Genomic DNA, 22,834 nt, shown 5'->3' with positions numbered 1-22,834 from the left:
AGCCGTTTGGGAGTGAGGGTACATATGAAAAAGCTTACGGAAGACAAGATACTGGCATATATAGAGGCCCATTTGGGGATGGAGTACAGGCAGGAAGATTTTGCGGAAGCGTTTGGATACTCCATAGACCATTTCCGTCATTTGTTCCGCATGTATTATGATACGCCCCTGGGCGAATATATCCGGAGAAGACGGCTTTTACAGGCAGCGAAAAGGATAGGGGACGGGGAGCAGATCGTAGATATTGCATCGCTGTATGGTTTCGAGACTGCAGCAGGATTTGCCAAAGCATTTAAAAAGGAGTTTGGGTTTCCTGCCAGTGAGCTGAAAAAGCAGGATAATATAAGGCTGGACGTACTGCCGGAACCGGAGTATGACAGAAATAAGATCCGTATTTCATTCCTGGATACCCCACAGATCCGGGTGGTGGGCAAATCCGTGATTCCGGAGGGCGGAGCAGATACAGACCTGCTGGAGGAAGTGGCCTATTGGCTGGACCATGAATTTCCTGAGACGGACCCTGCCGTTCTTGCCGAAATGGAGACTTTTAAGGATGATCACATAGCCATGTGGTACCATCCTCCGGACAGTCAGGAGATAACATACCTGATGGGACCTGTTGTGAAAAAAGTGACCTGCGTACCCCTGGGATTTATACCGGTGACCATGCCGGGGCGGCATTACGCTGTATTTGAGACAAAGCAGGATTCCGACAAAAAAGAGCTGGCAGAGACAGTTAGATATCTCTGCAAATACATATTTAACAAATGGGTGCCTGCAAATGATGTGATCGTGGACAGGATGGGATTTACATTTGAGAGATACCATGGAAATAAGGTGTCTGTCTATCTTCCTTTAAGATAACCAATTTGGACAATTAAAAACCGCCCGCTCTATGTTATAATGTCACATATGCAAAGCAGGAGTGAAAGATAATGGAATACAGTGTACTGGAACGAAAAACTGCCATTCAGGCGGCGGAGGAAGACATGAGGATACCCGTATGCTACCAGGAGCTGGGGGTAAATGTTCTCAAAAATAATATAAAAATAAAGCATATAGAGCTTTCTGCTGTCCGGGTTGTGGGCACAGAGGCATTTTATAACTGTACGGCTCTCAGGTATGCAGAGCTGCCAAGAGTAGGTATGATTAGGAAGAATGCATTTGGCAACTGCAGCAATCTGAGGGAGATAAAGCTGCCCAAAACATTGAGGGAACTGGGCAAGGGGGTCTTTAGCGGGTGTAAGCGGCTGGAGTGCGCCCTGTTTGACCCGTTGGGGAGCTGCCGGATACTCCCGGCCATGACATTTGCAAACTGCCGGGCACTGAAGGAGGCTACGCTTCCGGAGATGTTGTGGACCATCGGGGAGCAGGCTTTCTATAAATGTGAGTCACTGGAATCCATAGAATTCCCCAAGCGGCTTCACAGGATAGAGGACCAGGCATTTTATCAGTGCGGATTTAAGGCCATCCATTTTCCGGAACATCTGGAATACATCGGCGAAAGTGCATTTCTCAAATGCAAAAAGCTGGAATATGTGTTTATACCGCCCTCTGTACAGAAAATCGGCAAGTGGGCGTTTCACGGATGTAATAATCTGAAGGTGCTGGAGATTCGCCATGATCCAAGAGAGATTGGGGAATGGCTGACCAATAAGAACTGTATCATTCGCTGCCCCCGGGGAAGCAAAATGGAATCTTATGCAGCCCGGTATGGTGTTCAGGTAGAGTATACGGGGAATGATTGATGGACTGCATGTCTGCCGGCGCCGCATGATTATACGGTCAGCGCAGTAAATGTACAGACGTGCCTGAATTGTTACACAATATGTAACCGCTCATAGTATACTAAAAAGTTAATTCTGTGCTCAGTAACACGATCTGGGATGCACAGTTCTGCCCTTTAGGCTACAAAATGCAATGAATTGCATTTTGGCGCTGGCCAACTCGGGATTCTGCTACGCATCGCGCAGTATCCCTTTGGGAAAACGCCTCCCGGTACAGTGGCCTGTGAACAGCAACCACAATATTTACAAAGTATGAAAAAATCCTACGGATATATTGACAAAATATACCAAATGAGATAGAATAAAGCCATGTTGAGAATACAGAAAAAAGATTACAGTTTATTTTGATAATTAATTGTCAAAATAATAATGGGAAATCCGGTGAAATTCCGGAACAGATGAAAATCTGCTGTATACAAAGTCAGTACCCGCTGTTGACCTGTTTAATACAAGGGAGCAGTCCGGGTATGTCTATCATGAATGAAGGACGTCTTCCTGTATAGTGAGGGGAGGCGTTTTATTTTTTTATAGAAAGTGTGTGGCATTACATTTGTACACTTTCTGTATCTATTAAAAATACATATAACTTCTGTGGTCAGGGTTTAATACCCTGTTTAAAGGAATCCGGTGAGAATCCGGGCAGAACATCCCTGCTGTGAGGGGGACGAAAGAAGCACTTATGCCACTGGGAAACTTCCTGGGAAGGCGCTTTTAGTAGGACGAACCCAAGTCAGAATACAAACATGGAAGCGGAAATTATATTTTGCAGTGTCCGAAGGCATGACGGACGTGTATTTTTTGTGCCATTTTTTAAAAACTTAATAGATTATGACAAGGCGGGGGCCCAGTCTTGTTATGATAGATACTGCCGGAAGGCAAAACAAAAAATATCATAAGGAGGAAACAAAATGAAAAAAGGTATGAAACGGTTTTTAGGTATTGTATTGGCAATGGTGATGGTGCTGTCGATGAGCATCAGTGCATTTGCGGCTGATACCGATGTTTCGGTAACGGTAACATTGAACGCAGTAGCGGACGGTACGCATCCTGCTCTGTCTGGAAAAACCACAGTTTATGTGGCACCTGGAACAGATGTTGAGACAATTGTAAAAGAAGCTTTACCAAAATTAAATCTTAATATTACCCAGGGATACTGGAAGGTGGTGCCGGATTGGCAGGATCCAACAATCACATATAATGCAATAGATGGACTGTATATTGGCGGAACTGGGGAATCGAACCTGTTTTATCAGGGGGCAGCTTACGAATCAGACGCAGCATACTATGGTGTTGGCTGGACATATTCTGGTGAAGATGGAAAGACACCTTTGAATGAAAATAATTATATGAGCCAGAATACTATTAACAATGATGGTTCCAGCGTTAAACTCAGCTATGCTAACTATTATTATCCAAAAACAGCTTCTAAATAAAAAGCTATTTTAGAGGACAGGGCGGTATTTTTATACCGTCCTGTTTTTGGATGAACGAATATATTCTGGAGGAAGATTATGAAAAAAATATTAAAAATTTTAAGTTTTATATTTTTAATATCACTGTTTGGATTTGATGTGACCAATGTATGGGCTGCACATGCTGCAGAAGATAAAGGCCTGATACAAATGAGTATAAAAATAGGAAATCAAGAGATTGAATTACAGCCATCTGAGGATAATTCAAGTATATATGTAGGTGATGGAGGTTTTCAGCGATTTTCCGGCGGGGATAAGGTAATCATAGAAGGTATTCTTACAGATTCTGAGAATAAAGTTTCTGAGGTATTTAGTTCGTTAGATATTTATAATGAAGCCGGTACTATGTTTCATAGTTCAGATAAAACAATAGAAAATAAAGTGGTGGATGGCAAGACTCATTTTACCATAACGTATTCTAATATTATGAGTAATAGCCAGATGTACTTTGGAACAGCAATAGTGGGCGCATTTTATTTTGATATTAAAACGGAGAGCCAGGACGGGAAGGAAAATGAATATATTGCTGTATTAGATGATAAGCAGACATCTTTTGATGAAAATTCCGGGTTTCCCATATTAGTTGAATATGTAGGTGTGAATAATAATGAGACAGGAGAGATCCTGTCAGGGGACACAGAGATGATAAACACCTCTGACAGTAAATATCATTATGCCGTAATACCGGACGATGTGAATGATTTTTCTATAGTGGTTAACAGACAGCAAAACAAAATGGAGACGATAAATTTTAGTGCCATTACAAAAAGTTGTTTTTATTGGATGGGTATAGGAAATAACTATATCTCTGTAAACGGCAGTTCATTTCAGCGGTTTGATGTGAATAGCAATATTTATCAGGGAAAGTATAGCAGTCCGGCAATACAGGCACATAAAGGATTGAATGTAGTCAATCTGTCATTTATGATAGGCGTACCGCCTATAGGCATGGATATAGATTGGAGCACAATGCCTCCGGTAATGAAAATCCTGGATACAGACATTAACATACCCGGGTTAGACAAATCAGATAATTTAAAAGAGAGATATGTACTTAATATACCTTACATCTTTTATTGGGATGGGGAGGAGACGGAAACAGTACAAAGCAGTGATACAAGTATATCTGAAATAAAACCGGTATCTTTTCCGGAAAATTATGTATTTCCCATAGAATATAAGGCAGCCTTAGATAAGGATACGGGTGATTATATTCTCAATATTCCTAAAACGTCAAAAAATAATAAGCTGCTTTTAGGTATCCTTCCTTCATCTGCCGGAGCACAGGTAAATGTCATTGGCAATGAGAAGAGCGAAGGCGGATATTTTGACGACGGTAAGGGGGAATGCGGTAATTACTATGGGATTAATTTAGAGGACCCCAGTATTGAAACAGATGAGAATGAAAATAAAATAATTAAAGTTGAAGTTACGGCGCCGGATGGAAAAAGCAAAGAGACACATAAAATAAGGGTAATGCGTAAATCAAGTGAATGTGTATTAAATTCTCTGGCTATAAAGGGCGGTTCTGTGGATTCCCTGGATGAACAACTAAAAAGCGGAGAAAAAAGCTTTATACTTGAACTTGATTCTGACGATGGTCCGCTGACATTTGAAGATATACAAATATCAGATAATGCCTCTTGTACCGTAAATGGGGAGGAGATAGAAGGCAGCGCGGTAACGGTAAATGCAGATGATATCACCCGGCTGGAAGTCACGGCAGAAGATGGATTAAATTCAACATTATATATTTTCCTTCACCAAAAGCAGGACGGCACACTTCCATATTATTCTATATCAGATGAAACAAAATCTCTGGCAAAAGATATACTGGAAGGCTGGTATGACCGCCCGGAAAAGGATAAAAAGAATTTGGCTGGTTCCTGGCCCATATTTATGGCAAGTGCAACAGCTACAGAGGAAAATAATAATTTAGATGGTGCGGCTGTTAATGATGTGAACAAAAATACATATAATCAGCCAACGGATTATGCCAGGACAATTCTCCAGTTGATCATAACGGGTGAAAATCCCTATAATTATAACGATGATAAGGGAAATAATCTGGTTGAACATTTGGAAAAGAACTGGACGGGGCCTTATGCAAATACAATATGGGCATTAATGGGACTGAGAGCAGCAGGCGCCAATATACCGGATGGATTGGTAAATGATGTAGTGGGACTGGCTGCCTCAGATACCTTTGATCTGGACATGCGTGCATGGGCATTGGGGGCTGTGGCAGATTTGGTGTCCCCGACAAAGCTGGCATCGCTGGTAGAAGGATTCCGTTCGACACTGATTACCGAGGGAGACGAAGCCGGAATGTTTTACAACTTCTGGTATAAGTATGCGAATACTATATCTCACGGATGTGTACTTGAAGGAATGGCAGCAGCAGGAATAGATATTGAAAAAGTCTTTGCAGTAAGCGATACAATTACACCATTAAAGGCGCTCCAGAGATATCAGTTGGAGGATGGATCTTTTTGGTATGATATAAGCCAGACGCAGTCCATGTGGGCAAAGGATGCAATCATAGGGCTGGGAGATACCATGCATGGCGATAATGTATGGAAAAGATATGTACTGACCATTGACAAATATAATGCTCTGATAGATATTGGTTCGGATTGCTATGGCGAGGATGGAAGCAGTATAAAAGATGAACAAAAACGAGAAGCATTAAATATGGCCCTCAAAAGTGCAGCAGATGCAATAAACCAAAATCCGGACAATACACAGGGATTGGGAAGTTATTATTATGCATTGTATGAAGCTATCGCAGATATAGATCACACATTGGTAGGACAGCCTCAGGTAAGGGTCTGCACCTACGATGAATCTGCCCAGATAGATGCCGTGATCGAATCTATCAGCAAGCTGGAAGACTTAAATACCATAACAAAAGAAGCTGTTCAGGAAGCCGGAAATGCATATGCCGCCCTTGGCGGTGATGATGCAGAATTGAAGGCAAAACTTCAGGGTTATGTCACGAACCGGGATATTTTGAAAAAGGCAGAAGCTTATCTGGATTTCTCCGGTTTGGTGGATGCGATTGGAGAAATAACGCTGGAAAGTGGTCAGTCCATCCAGGAGGCAGAAAGTGCGTACAACACTTTAGATGCCGCTTTCAAAGAAGAACAGGCATTTATGGACAAGTACCAAATACTGATGGACAGCAGAAAGGTTTATGATGTAATGTCTGCTATTGCAGAACTGCCAGCCGAGATCACGCTGAATGACGCAGACACCGTGGAGCGCATCCGTACTTCTTATGATGCAATGACAGATGATTTGAGATCAAAGGTTAATAACGCATCCGCTCTTGTACAGGCAGAAAAAACAATAAAAGACCTGAAAGCAGTTAAGAGTGTGGAAGATATGATCACTGCACTGCCTGCTCCCGATGACATAACAGCGGAACAGGAAGCTGCGATTCTGGAGGCATACAGTAATTACAATTTGCTTACATCTGACCAAAAAGCAATGGTAAATCCGGAATTGTCAGAGAAACTGGAGACCGTCTATACCGCACTTGACCAGGCAAAGAAAGATGCGGCAGCCGTAAAAGAGGTTATTGATAACATTGCGAAGCTGGAAAACTTGGATGACGTTACACTGGAGGATCAGGAGTTTGTAAGAAATGTGCGCAGTTTGTATGATAAGTTATCTTCAGACGATCTTCGGGCACAGGTAAGCAATTATGATCTCCTTGTGGAGGCCGAGAAGAAATTGGAGACACTGGCGAAAGATAATCTCCTGAGCAAAATCGAAAATCTTCCATTGCCGGAGGAACTGGAAGGGACAAAACCGGACGGCTCCGATATCCAGGTTACGGAGGAGACCCTGCAGGCAATTGCTGATGCAGTCAGTACATATCAGCAGATGGATGCTGCACAGCAGAAAATATTTGAAAATGAAAATCCCGATGCATATGAAAAATTAATGGCATTAAATATGATTGCAGAGCAGTATGAGGGATATGTGGCAGAAGTTCTGGCACCCATTGTTTCCCGGATCGGGGCTTTTGAACTTCCGGTTACAAAATATAACCTGGGAGAGGCCGGAGATCTTCTTACAAAATATGAGGCAAACGAAGAAGCACAAACGTATCTTGACAGTATAGTCTGGGACGACGGTACAAAACTTGCTGACAAAATGGCTGTTATAAAAGAGCAGATCAACCGGGTAAATGAGGACCTTACCCAGGCGGCGGCGGTGGATGCCATGATTGAAAAACTGCCGTCTGAAATGACAGCCGATAATCTTGATGATGTGAAGACGGCACTGATAGAGATTGATAAAGCTTATGAAGCCCTGAGTGAGCAGGCAAAAGAATATGTAAATAATATTGGCACATGGGAAACTGCGGAAGCGCTGGTACAGAATTATGAAAAAGCAGCGGCTAATGCAGAAAACGTACTTAAAATGATGGCGGATGCTGTGGATGAGGATGCATACGAGCTTACATCTGAAGAAATCATCACGGCACTAAAAAAAGCGCAGGATGCATACGATGCTCTGACTCCGGCTGAGCAGGCACTTATACCAAGTGATGCCCTAGAGAATATGGAGGCCCTGAAGAGTAAAATATCTCAGGTTAAGACAAAGGCATCTTCAGAGAATGGTCTTGCCACGTTTAAAGGGAACATCCCGTGGGATGTAATCCTCGATGTGGAATCTGTGGCACAGTCCGACAGCGCCTACACAACTCTCAGCGGAAAGTTGGATACAGATAAGAAAGCTTCTGTAATGAAAGTGTTTGAAATAAGAGCATACCGAGTGCTTGCCGATGGAACGAAAGAAGATTTCACTTTAAACGGAGGATTGACCTTTGTTGTGCACACAGGGACTGATCTTACCGGTAAGACCATAGTGCTTGCACACCTGTTGGAAGATGGCACCGTAGAATATCTGGACTGCAAGGCAGATGGTAATGACTTGACATTTACAGTTAAAAGTCTGTCAGCATTTGCAGTGGGAGAAGTTAAATCATCGTCTGAAACAGACAATGGTGATGACAACAAAGATAACAATACGGATGGCAGCGGAAACGGCAGCAATTCGGGAACCGGAAATAAAACAACCTCAGGAAATGCAAACAATAATGCATCCGGAAGCGGAAATAAATCAACCACCACAGGCGGAAGCACCGGTGTGCCAAAGACGGGGGATATGCTGGCTTATTATATGGATGCCATGAGCCTTCTGGTATTGGCAGGCGGCTGTATCCTTCTGGCATGCCTGAAAAAAAAGAGAGAAAACAACAGATAAGAAAAGAGGAAGCGTATGAACAGAAGGAAAATGACATTTAAAAGAATATGGGCTTTCCTGATGGCATGCTTCTTTGGTCTGGGACTGGCGCTGGGTACTCCGGCGCCGGTCATGGCCCGGGATGCTTCCAATTCCGTGGTTTTGTCTGTAGAGCGTTTTGCTTTGGGCAAAGGCTGGGTGACGGTGCCGGACGTGGTGCCGCTGCAGAGCGGTGACACGGTGTCCACACTTCTGGAACGGTATATGGAAGACCAGGGATACCCCTGTATTGTAACGAAGGACAGCTCTTATGGCTGGTATCTGGAGGGTATTTCCGACGCTGACGGGGATGGACTGCCCCTGAGAGTTCCCCAAGTTATTAAAGACAAGGCAAAGAAGGATGGATATAAGCTGGATGACAGCTTAGTAAATGAATATAAGCCCAACCTTACCGAGTTTTCATATTCAGACGAGAATGCAGGTACCACAACATCTGGATGGATGTATTCCGTTAATGAAACGTTTCCAGGATATAGTATGAATGGCTACAAACTGCAGGCGGGAGACGTTGTGCGGATACAGTTCAGCTTATATGGAACCGGACTTGATATAGAAGGAACAAATGCCTATGGTTCCATTTACAAGAAGGCAGATAAGTCAGAACTGCTGAAAAAAATTGCATATATTAATCAGGATACAGACTCCTGGCTTCAAGGAGAGGAGGAGAAAGAGGCATATAAAACAGCGCTGACAGTAATGCAGAAACTGAATGCTTCCCAGAGTGAAGTGGACAGTGCGCTTAAAAATCTTCCTCAGACACAGACGGTATGGCCGGAAAGGGTGGTTCTCTCCAGTAATGATCTGACTTTGTATGACAATGACCCGGCAGTGCAGCTTACAGCGGATATATATCCGGAGGAGACTTTATTTAAGAAGGTTGTATGGAGTACTTCTGACGAATCCATAGCCAGTGTTGATAACAAAGGCAACGTTACACCTCATACACCCGGGGAAACAGACATAACGGCAACCACACAAAACGGAGTAAGCGCCTCATGTAAAGTCACGGTTACAGCCAGGCCATTTACAGCGATCGCGTTGGATAAGACAGCATTGTTTTTTGAGGCGGAACAGACTTATCAGCTTAACGTGACGGGCACACCGTCCAATGCCACAGAGGCGCTCTGTCTGGAATGGAGCAGCAGTGATGATAATGTGGCTGTGGTTTCACAGGAAGGACTGGTGACAGCGGTTTCCACAGGAAATGCAGTCATCACGGTTGTAAAATCGGGAACGCAGATAGCTGCATCCTGTCAGGTGACGGTGGGAAATGCTATGGAGATGGCAGAGGCGGCAGCGGCTCTTGTTGAGGCACTTCCGAAGGCCGGGGATTTAACGATTCAGGATGCCGCTCAGGTGGCGGAGGCGTTTGGCGCATTTCAGTCATTATCGGAAGAGGCAAAGTCTTATCTCGAACACCGGACAGAACTGGAACAAAAGCTGGACCGATGTGTATCTATGATGGGGACACTTCAGGAAAAATATGCAAATGTATATACTGCCGAAGGTCTTATAGGGCAGATCCCATCCCTGTCTGCCTTGAACATTGACAGCAGAAAATCAGTGGAGGATGCACAGGCTGCATATGAGGGGCTGAAGGCGGAGGAGAAGGCTTTGATAGATACTTCTCTCAAAAATAAACTGGACAGCGCTGTGAAAAGAATGAGAGAGCTGGAGGCACAAGTTCATACAGTGAACAGTATCCTGGCATCTCTGCCCGGAAATTTGACGCTGGATGAAGCCGCCCTGATCAGGCAGGCTGCAGAAGAGTATCATATGCTGGACGATGCTCAGAAGGGGCAGCTTTTTGAAGGGGCGGAAGATCAGCTGACATGGGCACTTTCTGCCCTGTCCCGGCTCATCACGGATGCAGCGCAGATTATGGATATCACTACTGAAGTGGATCTGGAATCGGTTGAGACGGAAAACTTTCTCAAAGCTGCAGACGCCTATGATGAATGTAAAGACTTGCTGTCAATAGAAGAGAGTACAGCAGAAAAGATCGGGGAAGTTAAAAACCGGATAGGGAGCAGCATACATAGCCATAATGGCGTAAATGCAGACAGCTACTGGTATATAAAAACAAATGCCGAAATAACCAAGGATACACAGAAAGCAGAAAAAGCAATCAGCAAAAAATATAAAAACGCTGAAAAACCCCAGGCAGCATGGAATCTGTCCTATACAGATATCAGGGACGGAAAAAGCTATGAACAGGAAAAAAATATCACACTGACTTTTACGGTAAATAAGCTGTCCTCCATGGAAAATCCTATACTGTTCTCTTATCAGAATGGAAATTTGAAGAAATGTAAAGCGGAGATCAATAGCAGAAAGGATACAATTTCCACCAAGGTAAAAGCAAGCGGACTGTATTTAGTGGTTGACGTTCCGATTCCGCTTACCGGTTTAAGTCTTGAAAATCAGATCCAGATCACAAAAGGAAACAGTAAGACATTAAATCCTGAAAAGATCCCATCTGATGCCACCAGTAAGGTGGATTATGAGTGGAAAAGTTCAGATCCTTCTATTGTGGCTGTTGACGGCAATGGTGTGATCACAGCTAAAAAGGAAGGAACAGCTGCCGTATCCGCATCTGTGAAAGATAAGTCATCTGTTAAGGCAACTGTAAAGGTTAAGGTTATAACAAAGGCAAATGCCTTGTCCCGGCCATTGGCGGAAGTGCTTTCAGAGACACAAGAATATGTTCTCAAGGTAGATAAGAGTCCAACAATCGGAAGTGAATGGTATGTTATTGCCCTTGCCCGCAACGGATCAAATTTGGATGACAGTTACTTTTCTACATATTATAACCATCTGGCAAATTATATTGTTGAAAAGAAAGGGAAACTTACAGATACAAAAAAATATTCTGAGTACAGTAAAACAATATTGACAGTGACCGCTATAGGAAAGGACGCCAGAGATGTTGCAGGATATAATCTGTTAGAGTATCTTGCCGATTTCGATAAGGTAACATCACAGGGCCGTAATGGTCCCATATGGGCTTTGATCGCACTTAACTGCCATCCGGATTATACCATTCCGGAGGTGAGCGGAATCTCTAACCGGACAACGGAGCAGAAGCTGATAGATTATATTGTGGATGCGCAGGTAAAGGATGGCGGGTGGACGCTGACCGGCAAAATAGCTGACTCAGATATGACGGGTATGGCTCTTCAGGCTTTGGCACCCTATTATAAGAAGGATGGATATGACAAGGTGACAAAAGCGATTGATAAAGCACTGGACAATCTTGGCAGTATGCAGCTATCCAGCGGTGGATTTGCAACCATGAATGTGGAAACCTCTGAATCGGGAGCTCAGATCCTTACAGCGCTTAGTGCATTGGGTATTGATCCTCAGACAGACCCCAGGTTTATAAAGAATGGAAAGTGGCTTGTTGAAAATATGATCTCATACCATATAAAGGACAGCGGATTTATGCATGTAAAGGCCGGAGCAGAAAATAACGGAGGTGCTGAACCGGGGACTGTGGATGGACTGGCAACAGGGCAGGGGTTCTATTCTTTGGTAGCTTACCGGCGCTTTCTGGATAAAAAGACCAGCCTTTACGATATGTCAGATTTGGTTGTAGAGCCTGGCGGGACTGGTGACGGCAAGGGAACAGGTCTGCAGGAGGAGGTATCATCAGAATCCGGTTCTGTAAGCTCAAAGCAGACGGGAGGCACCCAGTCCTCAACCAGTAAAACAGCAGACGGAAGCGGAAAGAAAAAAGCGGACAGTGGCAGCACAGCCAAGAAGAAGACCGAGGGAAGTGATTCCAAAAAGGGTAAGGAAGAGGTACCCTGGAGTTTTAACGGAGATACTTACGAGCCCGAAACTGGCAGTGATGCGGGAACGACAGCAGCTCATGATGCAGCAGAAGCCGCCGCCGGCGCCGGCGGAAGTGAGAGCAGACAAGGATTGGCCAAGGTATTTAACAAAAATACATTGCCTTATATACTCTGTATAGCTTGCGGTGCCTCATTGATCGGTGTTTGTGTGTACTTCAAGAAAAAAAATTAGCATGAAAAGGGAGAAAATGTCTGTAGGCACTCTCCCTTTCGGTGCTGTGTTGGAGGCAGAATAAATGAGAAGAAGAAATAAAATATTCCCGATCCTTTTACTGGCTTTGGCAGTACTGGTCAACGGAGGCTGTAGCCAAAAAATAAATAGCAGCCAGATTACACAGCTTGAAAAGACCGATACCGTAGAAAAAAAAGATAAAACCGTTAAGGGTCTTGAAAAAATAAATCAAATACCGGATGACGGTATTATTACGGCTGCCCAAATAGAGACAATATCAGGTGAAGACGGAACATTCCAATTTTCCGGAAAAGATAGAGATAAAGGTATTACTTACATATGGACCTATGAAGGCAAGCAGATAAAAAATCCGGATGAACAAAACTTAAAGATCGCATTCCCTGATGATGAAACAGAGGAGGTAAAGAAGGCGGGGGGGAATGCCCCATACGGACTGGGTATTACACTGGAGAAAATGAACTTGGTGGCACCTGCATCCCTGAATCTTACCTTGAATGAAAAATGGGATGCGGATACAGCGATTCTCTGCAAATATGTGGATGGCAAAGCAAAGAAAATCTGTGATGTTGAGATAGAAACAAGCTCAGGAGTCGGAGATAAGGAGCTGACCGTGCTCTCTTTTAAGGCATTAGAAGTGGGAGACACTTATTATGTACTTGCCGGTAAGAGTAAAGAGGATAACGTTTCAAATAAAACTTCTGATGACAAAACAGATAATGGGGAAGACAAAGACAAGACCAAAGGTACTGATAAAAATAATACGCCCGCAGAGAATGAGATAAATGGATCGGGACAGACAACAGAAAACCGGAGTGGTGAAACACCTGATGAAAACACGGATAACCAGGGAACATCCCATACATGCACCATATCAATTGAGTGTTCAACGATTTTAAACAACTGGGACAACCTTGAAACATCAAAAGCGGATTTTGTGCCCTCCGACGGCTGGATCCTATATTCGTCCCAGGTGGAGTACTCTCCTGGTGAGACAGTATATGATGTACTCTACAGGGTATGTAAAGATACTTCAATTCAAATGAGTGCAAAGTATACACCTGCCTACGGCTCCTATTATGTAGAAGGGATCAACCAGCTCTATGAATTTGACTGCGGTGAACTGTCAGGCTGGATGTACAGCGTAAACGGCTGGTATCCCAACTACGGCTGTTCCCAGTATGAGGTAAGTGACAATGATGTGATAGAATGGCGCTACACCTGCGACCTGGGACGTGATGTGGGGGATCAGTATTATGAATAAACGGGCGGATGCGTTCTCCTCCTGTCATCCTGCAGTGAATTTGTTTTATTTTATCACGGTGCTTTTTGTCACCATGTTTCTCAGCCATCCTGTACTGCTAGGCATTTCTTTTTTCGGCGCTACCCTGTATGCGCTGCGCCTGAAAGGATGGAAAACGCTGGTGAAATTCAACCTGACTTTTACGCTGCCGGCAATGATCATTGTGGCATTTATCAATCCTGCATTTAACCACTATGGAGTTACCACGCTTTTTTACCTGAAAACAGGGCCGGTGACACTGGAGGCCATTGTATATGGTATTGTGCTGTCCTCCATGCTGTTTATAGCCATCCTGTGGTTCACCTGTTATAACGAGGTGATGACAACGGATAAATTTGTGTATCTGTTCGGACGGGTCATTCCTGCGCTTTCCCTGGTACTGTCCATGGTATTCCGCTTTGTGCCCAAATTCAGTGCCCATCTTAAAGTGATACGCAATGGACAGAAATGCGTGGGGCGGGATATGAGCAATGGCAGGCTGCTTCAAAAAATCCGCTATGGCATCACCACATTGTCTATTCTTATAACATGGGCGCTGGAAAATGCCATTGACACCTCTGATTCCATGAGGGCCAGGGGATATGGGCTGAAGGGCCGCTCTGCTTTCTCCATCTATTATTTTGACAGGAGGGATACCTTCATTACGGGATTCCTGGGCGGCCTGATGGGAGTTAGTTTTCTGGGATTTTACATAGGCTTCTCTTTTGCACAGTATGACCCGGTGATTAAAATAGGCGGGATACCTCTGACACCCTGGAGTGTCATTACCTACCTGGCGTGGGCTCTTTTCTGCAGTTTTCCTGTACTTTTGGGAGTGTGGGAAGATGTACGGTTTAAAAGGCTGGAGAAGAGGATGTGTCTGGACAGAAATATTCCCTGGTACATGAAAGAGGAGGAGAAGACAAAACGGTCTGCATTTTCCAATGCGGAAGTGACATTTGAAGAATATATGTACGGCGAAAAAGAAATGCAGGGAGGATTTGACTGTGAATTGCATTGAGATAGAAAAGTTCAGTTTTATGTATCCCCAGCAGGAGGAACCCGCGCTTACCGGGGTAAACATGGAAGTTGAGGAAGGAAGCTTTGTGGTCCTGTGCGGGAAAAGCGGATGTGGGAAAAGTACGCTGTTAAGGCAGTTGAAAACAGTTCTTGCCTCCCATGGGAGGAAAAGCGGCAGTATGCGGTACTTTGGCACAGAGCTGGAGCATGTGGATGAGAGAACCCAAAGTGCTGAGATTGGCTATGTACTGCAGAACCCGGATAATCAGATCGTTACGGACAAGGTATGGCACGAACTGGCTTTTGGTCTGGAGAGCCTTGGATATGACAGCGCCACGATCCGGCTGAGGGTGGCTGAGATGGCGTCTTATTTCGGTATTCAGGCCTGGTTTTTGCGAAACGTAAGTGAACTTTCCGGAGGCCAGAAGCAGCTTCTGAACCTGGCTTCTGTTATGGCAATGCATCCCAAGCTTTTAATCTTGGATGAACCCACATCCCAGTTGGACCCTATAGCAGCGTCGGATTTTCTTGAGACTGTGAGGAAGATAAACCGGGATGTGGGAACCACGGTTATTCTGACGGAGCACCGCCTGGAGGATGTCATCCCCTGGGCGGATAAGGTGTATGTCATGGACAACGGCAGCATGATCGCAGACGGTACCCCGTCAGAGATTGGCAGCAGGCTGAAAGAGCTGGGACATGATATGTTCCTCTCCATGCCCACACCTATGCAGGTGTATGCGGGTACAGACAGCAGGCAGGAATGTCCGCTGACCGTACGGCAGGGAAGAAAGTGGCTGGAACAGGAATTGGGAAAAAACACAGCCAGGGCATCAGAGGGAAGAGACAGATCCGGTGCTTCCGATGGCAGAGAGGCGGACAGGCACAAATCCGGGAAGAAGGTATATACATCAGCAGGCCGGGACATACCGGAGATACGCCTTCGGGATATCTGGTTTAGGTATGAGCGGGAACTTCCGGATGTGGTGAAAGGATTATCCCTGGATGTAAGAAAAGGCGAAATCTTTGCGCTGGTGGGAGGAAACGGAACGGGAAAAAGCACCACCATGAATTTGATCGCCCGTATACGGTATCCCTACAGAGGCAAAATCTGGCTGGAAGGAAAAAATATAGAGAAATATACTGACAATGAACTGTATCACGGTTTTCTCGGTGTCATGCCACAGAATCCGCAGAGCCTTTTTGTGAAGAAAACGGTGCGTGCCGATCTATATGAACTGCTGGATGGGGAGAAGGAGAGAAAAAGTGATGCTTTTCCCATAGAGATGAAAAAAAGGGAGGCTGTAGAAGGGATTGTAACCCTGACCAAACTGGAACACCTACTGGAACGCCACCCCTATGACCTGAGCGGAGGGGAGCAGCAGAGGCTGGCCCTTGCAAAAGTGCTGCTCCTGCGCCCTAAGATCCTCCTCATGGATGAGCCTACCAAGGGGATTGACAATCATTATAAGAAGGAATTAGGTGAAATACTGAAAAAGCTCACACAGCATGGGGTCACTATCCTTCTGATTTCTCATGATGTAGAGTTCTGTGCCCGGTATGCGGACCGGGTGGGTCTGTTTTTTGAGGGAAATGTGGTTACGGATAAGCCTGCAAAAGAATTTTTTGCGGGGAACAATTTTTACACAACAGCAGCGAACCGCATGGCACGGCAGTTTTTCCCTGAAGCTGTGACAGTGGAGGACGTGGCTGCCGGAATCAGGGAATGTATCGGGGGGAGACAAGATGCTTCAGGATGAAAAACTTGACCGTTTTCTGGATGCTTTTCTGGACGGAAAAAGCGACGGAGCGGTGGATACGGATTTTTGGGAGGATACAGGGGAAGAGGAACCTGCCAGATATAACTTGCTGGAATACACAGATTTGCTGACAGCTCCCAAAAACAAGGGAAAGCTGCCGCAAAGAACCCTGACTGCTATACTTTTGATCATACTGCTGATCCCGCTTACCATATGGATCGGTATATATTTCTTTGAGGACAGGAAGTATCTTGTTGTGAGTCTTGTGATCGTGGTCTATTCCATGATACCGTTTTTTATGACATTTGAGAGCAGAAAGCCGCAGGCAAGAGAAATGCTGATCTTAGCGGTCCTGTCGGCAATAGCGGTGGCAGGCAGGGCGGCATTTTTCATGGTTCCCAGTTTTAAGCCCGTCATGGCGGTGGTGATCATTTCCGCCGTGTGCTTTGGTGCGGAGTCCGGGTTTCTGGTAGGGGCAGTTTCCATGCTGGCTTCTAATATGCTGTTTGGGCAGGGACCGTGGACGCCGTGGCAGATGTTTGCCATGGGTATTATCGGATTTTTGGCAGGTATTTTGTTTCAGAAAGGATGGCTCAAGGCAAGGAAGATATCTCTTTGCATCTATGGTTTTTGGGCGGCACTTTTCATATACGGCGGGATCATGAACCCCGCGTCCCTTACTATGATGTCTTATGCCCTGACTAAGAGGAACCTTCTGGCGATTTACATGTCCGGGCTGCCGGTGGATATGGTACATGGAGCGGCAACCGTTCTGTTTCTCCTGATAGCAAGTAAACCCATGATTGAAAAACTGGAGAGAATCAAAACAAAATATGGTCTGATCGAGGAGTAGGATATGGCAGAAGAAGAGAAAAAACCGGAGGAAAATACGGCGGCAGAGGAAAGAACAGACACTGCCAGGCAAAAAAAGAAAAACAGGATATTAAATGTGGTCATTCTGGGTGCAGTCTGTATCATCCTGTATGGCATTTTTAATATGATATCCCTGCAGAAGCAGTATGAGCGGGCAGGTGAGGAGTACCAACAGGTGCAGAAGACAGCTGGTATGGATGGAAATGAAGACAAGCCGGTACCTGAAACCGGTGATGAGGCCGAGGTACCTGATGTACAGGTGGATCTAAAGGCATTGCAGAAGGAGAACCCGGATACTGTGGGATGGCTGTATTATCCGGTACTGGGAATCAATTATCCTGTTATGCAGGACAGTGACAATTCCTATTATATCAAGCACACCTTCTCAGGGGACAAAAACGCAGTGGGGAGTATTTTTCTGGATGCGTATGGCAATAAGGATCTTAAGGATGATAATACTTTCATTTACGGCCATAACATGAGGGATGGTTCCATGTTCGGAAACATGAAGAAGATACGTGACGAGGGAATCGTGAAGGACAATCCCTGCTTCTGGATTTATTCAGAAGACGGGTGGAAGGAGTATCAGATTTTTTCCTATCACGATGCAAATGCAACGAAGAAGGATATGGCTTTTCAAATCAAATTTGAAAATGCGCAGGCGTTCCGTCAGTTTCTTCAGACAGTCACTGAAGCATCGGAAGAAAAACTGGACGTGCCGGTGACGACTTCTGATAAGATAGTCACCCTGGCAACCTGTACCAGTGACGCCTCAGTCAGACTGGTGGTGCACGGCGTAGAAAAGAAGTAGAGGCCATTGTAACTACCCGGAGGTGTACAAGAATATGGATATAAATAAACCCCAGAAAGAACAGACGCTGCCCGGAAGTAAGGATACTCTTCTGGAAGGTGAAAGCTATATTGCCGTCAGGTTCAACGGAAGAAAAAAGGTACTCAGCTCTGCTCCTCATAACGGCGGGATGCGCACGGATCTGACTGCTGTCTATAATTTTGACGGTAAGCAGGAAGGAAATAAAGAAATCTCTCTGCAGGGCGGGACCTATGAGAGCCACATGCAGTATGTGTCAAAAGAAATCATCGGCTTTATCCGGACACCTCTGCCGGTATCATGACTGCGGCAAGTATGCGGAATGCAGTTTTTCTATCAGAGAGCTTTTGCAGCCTTACGGTAACAGCCATAGTCACAGGCGGTATTGAAGTAAACGGGGCGCGGGCAGGAGATCCCACTGAATGGTGTGAGGAGAGGGGATATTGGGAAAAAGTTTCATCCAAAACGTTGGGAACCATCAATATTATGCTGTTCATCCATGCTGACCTGGCAGACGGAGCACTTGCAAAGGCATTGATCACCTGTACAGAGGCAAAGGCGGCGGCAATCCAGGAGTTGTGTATTTCCAGCAGATACTCATGGGGGATTGCCACCGGGTCCGGTACGGATGGTGTGATCTTGGTATCAGATATGGATGCCTCCCTTCATCTGACGGAGACAGGGAGCTACAGCAAGGCAGGAGAACTGATTGGACGGGTTGTGAAAAGGGCTGTGAAAGAGGCTCTCTTCAGGCAGAGCGGCGTTGGCGCTTCCGTACAGCATGACGCGCTTAGGCGTCTGGGAAGGTTTGGACTGACAGAGGATGTGCTGACCAGCCGTATCATGAGACTGGATGATCATATACAGGAACAGGAGGCTGTTGAGAAAGTCCATAAATGGAAAAGAAGCAGCAGCGGCGTATTATGGGCTGTTTTAGAAGCGTGTCTGCTGGAACAGAGGCATTGGGGACTTTTGGATTGGGAGGAAACAGAAAGAGGAAGAAAAAAATGCCTGGAAATCTTACAGCCAGAGGATGAGCATAATTACCCCGAGATTGCAGAGGCGGTCAGAGGATGGCAGAAAGATATGGACAGCATACCAGGCAAAGAGTAACGCACGGCTGGTTTTAAAGCAACAGCAGATCATGTTCGGGGCACTTCATAACTTATGCAGCAGCAAGTGCTGCATTTTAAGGTATAGGAAGGGACACGGAAGAATATATTATTCTGAGAAATTAAAAGTATCAAGTAACTAGTACAGCGTTGCATAAGTTCCAGTGATATAGCACCCGCTATTTACGCCAGTGCCGCGTTGCCGAAGCTAGTCGTAGGAACCGCTACGCCGTCGCTTCGGCGCCTTGCACTGACGAAAATATCAGGCACTCTATCACCGAAACTTACGCAATGCTGTACTAGATGAAAATGCAGTAAAACAAAGAAAAACGCTGAAAACGTGCGATTTAAAGAGAAATGGTTGACATTCAGTCAGCAGTATGCTAATGTATATGTGTGTATAAATTCCATATCAGCTTACCAAGTGCACCAGGGTTATGTTTTGCCCTCTTTTAAAGAATCCTGGTGAAAAGGGAATCAGGTGTAAGTCCTGGACGATCCGGTCACTGTGAACAGGGAGCGAAGCGCAAAGATCCATTGTATAAGAGATTATATGAGAAGGAGCGTTAAGTGCAGATCTGTGAGTCAGGAAACCTGCTTGGATAAGTAAAAGGTTGAAACTTCCGACGAAAGTTTTCCATCCATTATGACATTTGATATGGAATGCCTGCTTAGAACGTGAACGAAACAGGAACCTGTGTGAGGAATTTATGCATCCAAAAAAGCAGGAGGGTCAGTGGAGACGAATTTGTTTCTATATATTCCTCCGCACCCCAAATGTATAGAGCTTGGTCTAACAAATTCGCCCACGGGCCTCCTGCAGGTAAAAAAATAGTGTGTGAAGCTGCTGTAGGATATCTGTCTGACAGCAGCTTTATTTTTGCATCAGAAAAGATCCCCGCGGAGATGCAGGGGGAGCCGTAGATGGCCGAGTCTCTGCACGGGGAGTGAAAATGTCCGCGCTCTTTAGCAGGAGCCCGGCAGACAAAAGGGTTATAGAAGGGAGAATCAGTAATATGCGGGAAGAGGATATGATTGCAGCAGCTGAGGAAGCGGGGTTTGCAAAAGCAGCCGTGATGAGTACAGAGGATTTGGAATTTGAACATGAATTTCGTATGTTTTGTGAGCAGAATGACTGTGGGAACTATGGAAATAATTATGGATGTCCTCCCTACTGCGGAACTCCCGAGGAAATGGAGAACCGGGTCATGCAGTATAAAAAAGCAGTGGTTTTCCAGTCCAGAACACCGGTAAATAATATATTTGATGATGCTGAGACAAAACAAATTAAAAAAATACATACCAGGATGACGCTCCGTACTGTGGAAGCGCTGAGAAAGAACGGCCTGGATGATAACGGCATGTATGTTATGTGCGGACCGTGCAATATGTGTGAGGAATGTAAGATGCCGGCAGGAGAGCCATGCGTCCAGGAGCAGAAAAGATTTTCCTGCCTGTCCGCCTACTGCATAGACGCAGCTAAAATGGCAAAGCACTGTAACATGGATATGCAGTGGAATGGAGATATCGTTTCCTTTTTCAGTATCTACCTCTATGATAAAAAGTGAATTGGGGAACCAAAAGAAATCCGGATAAGGTCATGAGATTGTATATAACGGAGGCAGAAGCCTATGGACTTAAAAGAAAGGGCAAAAAAATTAAAGTCTGATATACCGGCAGTCTTTTTAGCATTGAAAGATAAAGAGACACCTGTTTTAGCAAAACTGGCGGCTGGTATCACTTTGGGTTATGCCCTCTCTCCAATTGATCTTATACCGGACTTCATACCGGTTCTTGGATATTTGGATGATGTGATCTTGCTGCCTGCAATGATAGTATTAACCGTTAAACTGATACCGAAGGAGGTATGGCAGCGGAGCTGTACCCGGTCCGCAGAAATGTGGAAGGACGGAAAGCCGAAGCGCTGGTATTTTGCAATCCCTATCGTTATGATATGGCTGTTGCTCCTATGGATGATCGTAAGAGCCATATGGTTTTAAAAGGAACTTTACAGCAGAAGGCGCCGTTTCATGGGAAACGGCGCCTTCTGCTGTCAGTATCAATCCACTTTCCAAAGTCCTAAGGCAGGGGTTTTTACAAAATAGATTTCTTCCCCGTTCTCCAGAGTGTTCCATCCGTCATGAAGAGTATCCGGATCGTACAGGGACGCAGCGTCCTCATAATCCATCCACTGATAGCCAACGCTTTCAATCTCTTCTTTTGAAAGATTCTCCGGCTTTGTACAGTAAGTGATGTTGAACCGTCCGTCAGAAGAGCCCTGGATCAGATGGGCGGCAGCCATGATCCTGTTCTCAAAGGCCCCTTCATTGAACAGCTTCAGTACATAGTCACGTCCCTTATAACCGTAAGTCCTGGTCATGTTGTCCATCTCTTCATTTTCACCGAAGGCTTTGACGCCGGGAGCCAGGATGATCAAATCTCCGCCGTCAGCCACAGCCATTCTTGTCCGGTAGATACCTTTGTTCCCCACCCACGTTGTCTTCAGCTCATATGGGTCCAGATAAGTAACAAGTTTTTTTGCCCTGCGCTCCACATGGCAGATGTTCAGTTTGCCGGAAAGCTCCACTGCAAGCTCAAAGGGTTTTCTGGAAGGTCCGGTGTAAAGTCCGTTCAGGCAGATTTCCTCATCCTTTAAAGTGGTGACAGTCTGGATATATACCAGGGGAAGTTTTCCGTCCAGGAAATGCTGCTGGGCGTAGTCAAAGACTTTCCGCGCGGGGGAGTCCGCAACACCCAGGGCTTTTTCCATGCCGCATATGGCACTGAGCATGTGGGATTTATTGATCATCTGGCGTCCGCCTACACCTACAAAAATGTTTTTGCTGTAGTTTGCCATGCCCACAACCTCGTGTGGCACCACCTGACCGATGGAGAGGATCAAGTCGTACCCGCCGTTTATGAGCTTTTCATTGACTTCCACTTCAATATCCGTGGAATACAGACCGCCGGATATTTCCTCAATGACTTCCTGTGGCACTTTTCCGATAGAAACGGTGTCTGTCTGCCAGTGATGCACTAAAAATGCTTCCTCCGGCACGACATTGCCGAACATCTTTTCTTTTTCCTCCCCGTCCATAGCCATGTGGGTGCCCAGGGCGGGCATTACATGTACAGTGGCGGTGGGGGAGAGTTTTTTATAGAGGACCTGGGTCAGTTCCCCGGCGTAGGAGTAGCAGCGGGTGAAGTCCGGCGGTATGATCAGGACTTTTTTCAGTCCGGGATACTGGGCCAGCAGTTCATCCATGCATTTCTCCACTTCAGCTGGAGAGATGCCGGAAGTTTCGTTTGTCAGGTATATCTCGTTCATAGATT

Annotated in this window: 15 protein-coding genes and 2 riboswitches; of the genes, 14 read left to right on the top strand and 1 reads right to left on the bottom strand. The window is 45.4% G+C overall.

From position 1 onward, the window contains the following. Positions 1-24 precede the first annotated feature (24 nt). The 14 genes from C6P39_RS08890 to C6P39_RS08825 all read left to right on the top strand — a co-directional run bounded on the left by C6P39_RS08890 (position 25) and on the right by C6P39_RS08825 (position 21,501). Entirely contained in the window at positions 25-864 is an 840-nt protein-coding gene (locus C6P39_RS08890) for a helix-turn-helix domain-containing protein (protein ID WP_104803523.1), read from the top strand. Between the two features lie 71 nt (positions 865-935). Then, complete coding sequence (locus C6P39_RS08885; RefSeq protein WP_104803522.1) at positions 936-1,748, top strand: leucine-rich repeat domain-containing protein; 813 nt, start codon at positions 936-938, stop codon at positions 1,746-1,748. Positions 1,749-2,361: 613 nt separating this feature from the next. Further along, positions 2,362-2,548, top strand: a riboswitch (cobalamin riboswitch). Between the two features lie 147 nt (positions 2,549-2,695). Beyond that, positions 2,696-3,220: a hypothetical protein gene (locus tag C6P39_RS08880; RefSeq protein ID WP_095174482.1), complete on the top strand. Its 525-nt coding sequence runs from the start codon at positions 2,696-2,698 to the stop codon at positions 3,218-3,220. A 78-nt stretch (positions 3,221-3,298) separates the two neighbouring features. After that, the gene (locus C6P39_RS08875; protein WP_104803521.1) at positions 3,299-8,539 is read left to right on the top strand and encodes an AAA family ATPase; all 5,241 of its coding nucleotides are present in this window, start codon (positions 3,299-3,301) and stop codon (positions 8,537-8,539) included. A gap of 15 nt (positions 8,540-8,554) precedes the next feature. Next, positions 8,555-12,607, top strand: a complete 4,053-nt coding sequence (locus C6P39_RS08870) for an Ig-like domain-containing protein (RefSeq protein ID WP_104803520.1) — start codon at positions 8,555-8,557, stop codon at positions 12,605-12,607. Positions 12,608-12,671: 64 nt separating this feature from the next. Next, positions 12,672-13,889 carry a DUF4430 domain-containing protein gene (locus tag C6P39_RS08865; protein ID WP_104803519.1) on the top strand — a complete coding sequence of 406 codons (1,218 nt, stop codon included), beginning with the start codon at positions 12,672-12,674 and terminating at the stop codon, positions 13,887-13,889. Then, a complete protein-coding gene (locus tag C6P39_RS08860; RefSeq protein WP_104803518.1) occupies positions 13,882-14,928 on the top strand; it encodes an energy-coupling factor transporter transmembrane component T in 1,047 nt (348 codons plus the stop codon). The genes C6P39_RS08865 and C6P39_RS08860 overlap by 8 nt, the downstream gene beginning before the upstream one ends. Continuing rightward, on the top strand, positions 14,915-16,687 hold the full coding sequence (locus C6P39_RS08855; protein ID WP_104803517.1) for an ABC transporter ATP-binding protein: 1,773 nt from the start codon (positions 14,915-14,917) through the stop codon (positions 16,685-16,687). The genes C6P39_RS08860 and C6P39_RS08855 overlap by 14 nt, the downstream gene beginning before the upstream one ends. Then, on the top strand, positions 16,674-17,540 hold the full coding sequence (locus C6P39_RS08850) for an ECF transporter S component (RefSeq protein ID WP_104803516.1): 867 nt from the start codon (positions 16,674-16,676) through the stop codon (positions 17,538-17,540). The genes C6P39_RS08855 and C6P39_RS08850 overlap by 14 nt, the downstream gene beginning before the upstream one ends. Before the next feature lie 3 nt (positions 17,541-17,543). After that, entirely contained in the window at positions 17,544-18,371 is an 828-nt protein-coding gene (gene srtB, locus C6P39_RS08845; protein ID WP_104803515.1) for a class B sortase, read from the top strand. 34 nt (positions 18,372-18,405) lie between these two features. Then, complete coding sequence (locus C6P39_RS08840) at positions 18,406-18,693, top strand: hypothetical protein (protein ID WP_104803514.1); 288 nt, start codon at positions 18,406-18,408, stop codon at positions 18,691-18,693. A gap of 11 nt (positions 18,694-18,704) precedes the next feature. After that, a complete protein-coding gene (locus tag C6P39_RS08835; RefSeq protein WP_242986999.1) occupies positions 18,705-19,502 on the top strand; it encodes an adenosylcobinamide amidohydrolase in 798 nt (265 codons plus the stop codon). A gap of 419 nt (positions 19,503-19,921) precedes the next feature. Then, a riboswitch (cobalamin riboswitch) is annotated at positions 19,922-20,103 on the top strand. A 414-nt stretch (positions 20,104-20,517) separates the two neighbouring features. Next, positions 20,518-21,069 carry a DUF2284 domain-containing protein gene (locus C6P39_RS08830; protein WP_158661512.1) on the top strand — a complete coding sequence of 184 codons (552 nt, stop codon included), beginning with the start codon at positions 20,518-20,520 and terminating at the stop codon, positions 21,067-21,069. Between the two features lie 63 nt (positions 21,070-21,132). Beyond that, positions 21,133-21,501, top strand: coding sequence for a YkvA family protein (locus tag C6P39_RS08825; protein ID WP_104803511.1), 369 nt, complete (start codon positions 21,133-21,135; stop codon positions 21,499-21,501). A 59-nt stretch (positions 21,502-21,560) separates the two neighbouring features. Here C6P39_RS08825 and C6P39_RS08820 read toward each other — a convergent pair whose 3' ends face one another. Continuing rightward, positions 21,561-22,829, bottom strand: coding sequence for a lactate racemase domain-containing protein (locus C6P39_RS08820; protein ID WP_104803510.1), 1,269 nt, complete (start codon positions 22,827-22,829; stop codon positions 21,561-21,563). Positions 22,830-22,834 lie beyond the last annotated feature (5 nt).

The organism is Blautia marasmi (assembly GCF_900258535.1).
GTDB classification, from domain to species: domain Bacteria; phylum Bacillota; class Clostridia; order Lachnospirales; family Lachnospiraceae; genus Blautia; species Blautia hominis.
Note: the sequence above shows the minus strand (reverse complement) of the source record. Positions and strands in the feature narration are given on the sequence as shown.